Source organism: Acidovorax sp. Root217 (genome assembly GCF_001428645.1).
Taxonomy (GTDB): Bacteria; Pseudomonadota; Gammaproteobacteria; order Burkholderiales; family Burkholderiaceae_C; genus Acidovorax.
The window spans coordinates 367,260-374,426 of record NZ_LMIH01000005.1; the positions used below are offsets into that span (position 1 = coordinate 367,260).

Sequence of the window (7,167 nt, forward strand, 5' to 3'; positions counted from 1 at the left end):
GCCCCCCAGGAGAAATACCGATGTCAAGATTCCAAGTGAAGAAAGTCGCCGTGCTGGGCGCGGGCGTGATGGGCGCGCAGATCGCTGCGCACCTGGTCAACGTCAAGGTGCCCGTGGTGCTGTTCGACCTGCCGGCCAAGGAAGGCCCGAAGAACGGCATCGTCACCCGTGCCGTCGAAGGCCTCAAGAAGCTCAAGCCCTCGCCCCTGGGCGTGGCGGACGACGCCGCGCTGATCGGCCAGGCCAACTACGAAGAGCACCTGGAGCAACTGCGCGACTGCGACCTCATCATCGAGGCCATTGCTGAGCGCATGGACTGGAAGCTCGACCTGTACAAGAAGATTGCGCCCTTCGTCGCGCCGCATGCCATCGTGGCATCGAACACCTCGGGCCTGTCTATCACCAAGCTTTCCGAGGCCCTGCCCGAAAGCATCAAGCCACGCTTTTGCGGCATCCACTTCTTCAACCCGCCGCGCTACATGGTGCTGGTGGAGCTGATCAACACGCCCACGACCTCGCCCGAAGTGCTCGACCAGCTCGAAGCCTTCGTCACCAGCGGCCTGGGCAAGGGCGTGGTGCGCGCCCACGACACGCCCAACTTCGTGGCCAACCGCGTGGGCATTGCCGGCATGCTGGCGACCATGAAGGAAGTCGAGAACTTCGGCCTGACCTATGACGTGGTAGACGACCTCACGGGCAAGAAGCTCGGCCGCGCGTCGAGCGGCACCTTCCGCACCGCTGACGTGGTGGGCCTCGACACCATGGCCCACGTCATCAAGACGCTGCAGGACAACCTGGACGACAAGAGCGACCCGTTCTACGCCAGCTTCGGTACGCCCGCTGTGCTCAAGAAGCTGCTCGAACTGGGCAACCTGGGCCAGAAGGCCAAGGCCGGCTTCTACAAGAAGGTCGGGCGCGACGTGCTGCGCTTTGACCTGGAGAGCGAAGAGTACGTGCCCGGCGGCCAGAAGGCCGACGAGGTGTACGGCCGCATGCTCAGGAAGCCCGCCGCCGAGCGCCTGCGCCTGCTGCGCAACGCCGAGGGCGCACAGGGCCAGTTCCTTTGGGCCATCCTGCGCAACAGCTTTCACTATGCAGCGGTGCATCTCGGCACCATTGCCGACAACGCGCGCGACGTAGACCAGGCCATGCGCTGGGGCTTCGGCATGAAGCAAGGCCCCTTCGAGCTCTGGCAGGAAGCCGGCTGGCTCGACGTGGCGAAGATGATCCAGGAAGACATCGACGCCGGCAAGGCGCTGTCCAAGGCGCCGCTGCCCGAGTGGGTGTTCAAGGGCCCCGTGGCCGAGGCCGGTGGCGTGCACACCGCACAGGGCTCGTGGAGCGCATCGGCGCAGAAGTTCATCGCGCGCCGTGCGCTGCCCGTGTACGAGCGCCAGCACTTCCCCGAGAAGCTGCTCGGCGAGGCGCTGCCCGACTTCGCCACCGCCGGCACCACGCTGCACGAGGACGATGCGATTCGCCTGTGGACGCTGGAGGGCGCTGACCGCGCCCCTGGCACCGGCATCGTGATCGCCAGCATCAAGACCAAGATGCACGCCATCAGCCCCGACGTGGCCGAAGGCCTGGCCCAGGCCGTGGACATCGCTGAGAAGGACTACGAAGGCGTGGTGATCTGGTCGGGCGACGAGCCCTTCAGCGCCGGAGCCGACCTGCAGGCCATGCTGCCCGCCTTCATGGTGGCGGGCGTGAGCGCCATCGAGGGGGCAGAGGCCGAGCTGCAGAACACCATGCTGCGCATCCGCTATGCCAACGTGCCTGTGGTCGCTGCCGTGCGCGGCCTGGCACTGGGCGGTGGCTGCGAGCTGGCCGTGCACTCGGCCCGCCGTGTGGTGCACATGGAAAGCTACATCGGCCTGGTCGAGGTCGGCGTGGGCCTGGTGCCCGGCGCCGGCGGCCTGACCTACATCGCCCGCCGCGCGGCCGAGAACGCGGCCACCTCCACGGGCAAGGACATCCTGCCCTTCCTGACCGAAGGCTTCACCGCTGCGGCCATGGCCAAGGTGGGCACCAGCGCGCTCGAATCGCGCAAGCTCGGCTACCTGCTCGACAGCGACGTGATCGTGCCGCACAAGGATGAGTTGCTGTTCGTGGCCATCAACGAGGCCAAGTCCCTGGCCAAGGGCGGCTGGCGTGCGCCCGCCAAGCGCTTGTTCCCGGTGGTCGGCCGCAGCGGCATCGCCACCATCAAGGGCTCGCTGGTCAACATGCGCGACGGCGGCTTCATCAGCCAGCACGACTTCCATATCGCCGGCCTGATCGCCGAAGTGGTCTGCGGCGGTGACGTGGATGCCGGCACCCTGGTGAGCGAGGAGTACCTGATGACGCTGGAGCGCAAGGCGTTCTGCGCGCTCATCGAGCACCCCAAGACGCAGGAGCGCATCCTCGGGATGCTGTCCACCGGCAAGCCCGTGCGCAACTGATTGACCAGGCCAGCCACGATGAGCGAGACCACCACCCGCCCGCCGAACAAGCTGCAGCGCTCGCTGATGCGGCTGGACGAAGCCCCGGCCTTCATGCGCGGCTTCGTGCAGAACATCATCCTGCGCCGCGCCGTTCCCTTCACGGGAACGGCCGGGGTGAAGTTCGTGTCGCTCACGTCCGAACGGGTCGAGGTGCACCTGGCCAACGATCACCGGGTGCAGAACCACATCGGTGGCGTGCACGCCTCGGCCATGAACCTGCTGGCCGAGACGGCCACCGGCATGGTCGTGGGCATGAACGTGCGCGACGACTGCATCCCGCTGGCCAAGGAGCTCAGCATGGCCTTTCGCAAGCGCGCCACGGGCGGCCTCAAGGCCGTGGCCGTGCTCAGCGCCGAGCAGCGCGCCGCCATGCAGGCCAGTGACAAGGGCGAGGTCCAGGTCACCGTCACCGTGACCGATGAGGCCGGCGCCGAGCCGGTCGAATGTGCATTTACCTGGGCCTGGATTCCCTCCAGCCGCCCAGCCAAGAATTGAAGGAGTTTCACCACCATGGCCAAACAAGTCCAGGAAGCCTACATCGTTGCTGCCACGCGCACGCCCATCGGGCGTTCGCACCGCGGCTTCTTCCGCAACACCCGGCCTGACGACCTGCTGGCGACCACGCTCAAGGCAGCGCTGGCCGCAGTGCCCGGCCTCGATCCCAAGGCCATCGAGGACATCATCTGCGGCTGCGCGATCCCCGAAGCCCAGCAGGGGCTGAACGTCGCGCGCATCGGCGCCGTGCTGGCCGGCCTGCCCACCAGCGTGGGCGGCATCACCGTCAACCGCTTTTGCGCATCGGGCCTGTCGGCCGTGCAGATGGCGGCAGACCGCATCCGCGTGGGCGAGGCCGACGTGATGATCGCCGCCGGCGTGGAAAGCATGAGCATGGTGCCCATGATGGGCAACTCGCCCTCGCTGTCGCCCTCGATCTTCGAGCGCGAAGGCGACGTGGGCATTGCCTACGGCATGGGCCTCACGGCCGAAAAGGTCGCCCAGCAGTGGAAGGTCAGCCGCGACGCGCAGGACGAATTCGCGCTGCAGTCGCACCTGAAGGCCCTGGCCGCGCAGAAGGCCGGCTACTTTGCCGACGAGATCACACCCATCGAAGTGACTGACCGCACGGCCAACCTGGAAACCGGCGAGTCGATCGCCAAGAGCCGCACCGTGAGCCTGGACGAAGGCGCACGCCCCGACACCACGCTCGAAGGCCTGGCCAAGTTGAAGACGGTGTTCGCCGCGCGCGGCTCCGTCACGGCCGGCAACAGCTCGCAGACCAGCGACGGCGCCGGTGCGCTGATCCTGGCCAGCGAGGCCGCCGTCAAGCGCTTCGGCCTGACGCCGCTGGCGCGCTTCGTGAGCTATGCCGCCAAGGGCGTGCCGCCGCACATCATGGGCATCGGCCCGATCGAGGCGATTCCTGCGGCGCTGCGCTACGCCGGCCTCAAGCACGAGGACATCGACTGGTTCGAACTGAACGAAGCCTTTGCGGCGCAGTCGCTGGCGGTGATGAACACGCTGGGGCTCGATGCCTCCAAGGTCAATCCGATGGGCGGCGCGATTGCGCTGGGGCATCCGCTGGGGGCGACGGGGGCGATCCGCTCGGCCACGGTGGTGCATGCGCTCAAGCGCAACAAGCTCAAGTACGGAATGGTCACGATGTGCGTAGGCATGGGACAAGGCGCCGCCGGCATCTTCGAGGCTGTTTAACTGGCTACCGAGCGGGCGATCTGCGTCGTTGGGCGGTGCTCGCCATCCTCACGTACCTCCAGTACGTTCCGGTGGCTCCGCTCCGTCCGCCTAGCAGCTCATCCCGCTCGCTACGCCCTTGAGGGCGGGGTTTGAAGAGCGGGATTGTTTGAAGTGTTTTCCATTGAACCGGCGCAGATCGGTCTTCACAGGAGACGGACATGGACAAGCAGACTTTGCAGGTGGTTGGCGGGGTGCCGTTGGCGCTGCGCGTGTACGAGCCCGAGGGCGGTGTTGCCGCTCGCGCCAGCGTCGTGATTGGCGGGGCCATGGGGGTGCGGCAGGCGTTTTATGAAGCGTTTGCGCGCTGGTTGGCGCAGCAGGGGTTTCGGGTCACCACGTTCGACTACCGGGGGCATGGGGATTCGCTGCAGGGTCCTATGCGGGCCGTGAAGGCGGATCTGTTCGACTGGGCGCAGGACTACGAGGCCGTGATTTCGGCTGCCAAGGCGGCGCTGCCTGCGTCGCCGCTGTACCTGCTGGGGCACAGCCTGGGTGCACAGTTGCCGGGGCTGTTGCGCAACCCGGCGCAGGTCGATGGGCTGCTCAGCGTGGCGGCGGGCAGTGGGTACTGGCGCGACAATGCGCCGCAGCTCAAGCGCATCGTTCCGTATTTCTGGTGGGTGCTGGTGCCGCTGGCCACGCGGCTGTGCGGTTATTTTCCGGGGCGCACGCTCAAGAAGGTCGGCGACCTGCCGGCCGGCGTGATCCTGCAATGGCGCCGCTGGTGCCTGAACCCGGCCTACAGTGTGGGGGCCGAAGGGGCTGCCGTGGCACAGAGCTACGGGGCCGTGCGCTTTCCGGTGCTGGCCCTGTCGATGAGCGACGACGAACTCATGACGCTGCGCGGCACGCACAACCTGGTCAACCTGTATGCCAACACCGAGCGCCGGGTCGAGAGCATCACCCCTGCGGATCTGCAGGTGCGCCGCATCGGGCATTTCGGTTTCTTTCGCGACCAGTTCAGCAGCAGCCTGTGGCCGCGCGCGGCGGCGGCCTTGCTGGCGGGGCTGGGTGCGGCCACAGTCACCGGCACGACGGTGTAGTCCCGTAATTCGCGGCACACTCAGCGCATGACCAGCACCAAGACCCCGCACGTCAGCGACCACGCTTCGGCAACACCCGCCGACCAACACCGCCACCCGCTCGACGAAGCGCTGCAGCTGTCCACCAGCGCTGGTGCCCTGGGGCGGTACCAGGGGCAGACCCACCCCGGTTACTGGAACATGGTCGGTCCGTTTGGCGGCATCACGGCGGCCAGCCTGCTGAATGCCATCCTTTTGCACCCGGACCGGCTGGGCGATCCGCTGTCGCTCACCGTCAACTACGCGGGGGCCTTGGTGGAGGGCGCCTTCACCATCCAGGCCGTGCCCGTGCGCACCAACCGCTCCACCCAGCACTGGACACTGTCCATCCTGCAGGCCGATGCCGAGGGTGCGCTGGTGGTGACCACCACCGGCACGGCGGTGACGGCTGTGCGCCGCGAGACCTGGAGCGTGGGGGACCTGCCCATGCCCGAGGTGACACCGCCCGGCGAGCTGGCGCCCATTGCCCGGCAAGGGGTGGAGTGGATCAACCGCTATGAAATGCGCCCGTTGAAAGGTCCCATCCCCAACACCTGGGATGGCAGCGGAGACCACAGCACCACGCAGTTGTGGATGCGCGATGCGCCACCACGGCCGCTGGATTTTCTGTCGCTCGCAGCCCTGGCCGATGTGTTCTACCCGCGCGTCTGGCTGCGCCGCGCGCGCCGCGTGCCGGCGGGCACGGTGTCCATCACCGTGTATTTCCACGCCAGTGCGGAGCAATTGCAAGCCACCGGCACCGGCCACCTGCTGGGCCAGGCGCGCGGCCAGGAGTTCCGCAACGGCTTCTTCGACCAGACCGCCCAGTTGTGGAACGAGGCCGGCACCATGCTGGCCACGAGCCACCAGATCGTTTATTACAAGGAATGATGGATGGATGCGAGGCAGCACCCAGTATCCTGCGCCCACCGCATCTGCCCTTCGATGCCCCACTCACCCCGAACCCCGAGATTCCAGCCATGACCGCCTCCACCCAAGACATCCTCGTCCACACCGAAGCCGGTGTCACCACCATCACCTTCAACCGGGTGGACAAGAAGAACTCCATCACCACCACCATGTACGCGGCCATGGCCGATGCACTGGTTGCGGCCGAAGCGGATGCTGCCGTGCGCGTGGTGGTGTTCCAGGGCGATGTGGCGATCTTCAGCGCCGGCAACGACATCGGCGACTTCTTGCAGCAGCCACCGGCCACGCAGGATTCGCCCGTGTTCCGCTTCCTTCATGGCATTGCCGCGTTTCCCAAGCCCGTCATCGCATCCGTATGCGGCCCGGCGGTGGGCATCGGCACGACGATGCTGTTCCATTGCGACCTGGTCTACGCGGGTGACAACGCGGCGTTCTCCATGCCCTTCGTGAACCTGGGCCTGTGCCCCGAGGCGGCGTCGAGTCTGCTGGTGCCGCAGATGATGGGGTACCACCGTGCCGCAGAGGCCTTGCTGCTGGGCGAGCCCTTCATGGCCGAGGCTGCGCTGGAAGTGGGGCTGGTGAACCGCGTGGTGCCGCCGACGGAGTGCAATGGCATCGCGCAGGCGCAGGCGAAGAAGCTGGCTGCGAAGCCCTTGTCTGCGTTGATCGAGACCAAGCGGTTGATGAAGATGGGGCAGATTCAGCCGGTGCTGGAGCGCATGGCGGAAGAGGGCGCGAGCTTTGGGCGCATGCTGCGCGAGCCTGCTGCGCGCGAGGCGTTTTCGGCGTTCATGGAGAAGCGCAAGCCGGATTTCAGCAAGGTTTGATCCCTGATTCTGCCTCGCGTTTGTTGAGCTAATGGTTGCTGCCTGCCTTGATTGAGGGCGGAGGCCGGGTCTCGGCCCGGCGGCCGAGGTACTTGTTCTTTGCTTCGCCAAAGA

General features: G+C 66.7%; 6 protein-coding genes. All 6 read left to right on the top strand.

Translation table 11 applies throughout. The features are described 5' to 3' along the window. The first annotated feature begins 20 nt into the window (after positions 1-20). The 6 genes from ASE31_RS03235 to ASE31_RS03260 all read left to right on the top strand — a co-directional run bounded on the left by ASE31_RS03235 (position 21) and on the right by ASE31_RS03260 (position 7,053). Positions 21-2,441: a 3-hydroxyacyl-CoA dehydrogenase/enoyl-CoA hydratase family protein gene (locus tag ASE31_RS03235; protein WP_057200076.1), complete on the top strand. Its 2,421-nt coding sequence runs from the start codon at positions 21-23 to the stop codon at positions 2,439-2,441. Between the two features lie 18 nt (positions 2,442-2,459). After that, positions 2,460-2,978, top strand: a complete 519-nt coding sequence (locus ASE31_RS03240; protein ID WP_057200077.1) for a DUF4442 domain-containing protein — start codon at positions 2,460-2,462, stop codon at positions 2,976-2,978. A 15-nt stretch (positions 2,979-2,993) separates the two neighbouring features. Continuing rightward, a complete protein-coding gene (locus ASE31_RS03245; RefSeq protein ID WP_057200078.1) occupies positions 2,994-4,193 on the top strand; it encodes an acetyl-CoA C-acyltransferase in 1,200 nt (399 codons plus the stop codon). 200 nt (positions 4,194-4,393) lie between these two features. After that, on the top strand, positions 4,394-5,278 hold the full coding sequence (locus ASE31_RS03250) for an alpha/beta fold hydrolase (protein WP_057200079.1): 885 nt from the start codon (positions 4,394-4,396) through the stop codon (positions 5,276-5,278). A gap of 27 nt (positions 5,279-5,305) precedes the next feature. After that, positions 5,306-6,187, top strand: a complete 882-nt coding sequence (locus ASE31_RS03255; RefSeq protein WP_255357664.1) for an acyl-CoA thioesterase II — start codon at positions 5,306-5,308, stop codon at positions 6,185-6,187. Between the two features lie 89 nt (positions 6,188-6,276). Beyond that, positions 6,277-7,053 carry an enoyl-CoA hydratase gene (locus ASE31_RS03260; protein ID WP_057200246.1) on the top strand — a complete coding sequence of 259 codons (777 nt, stop codon included), beginning with the start codon at positions 6,277-6,279 and terminating at the stop codon, positions 7,051-7,053. Positions 7,054-7,167 lie beyond the last annotated feature (114 nt).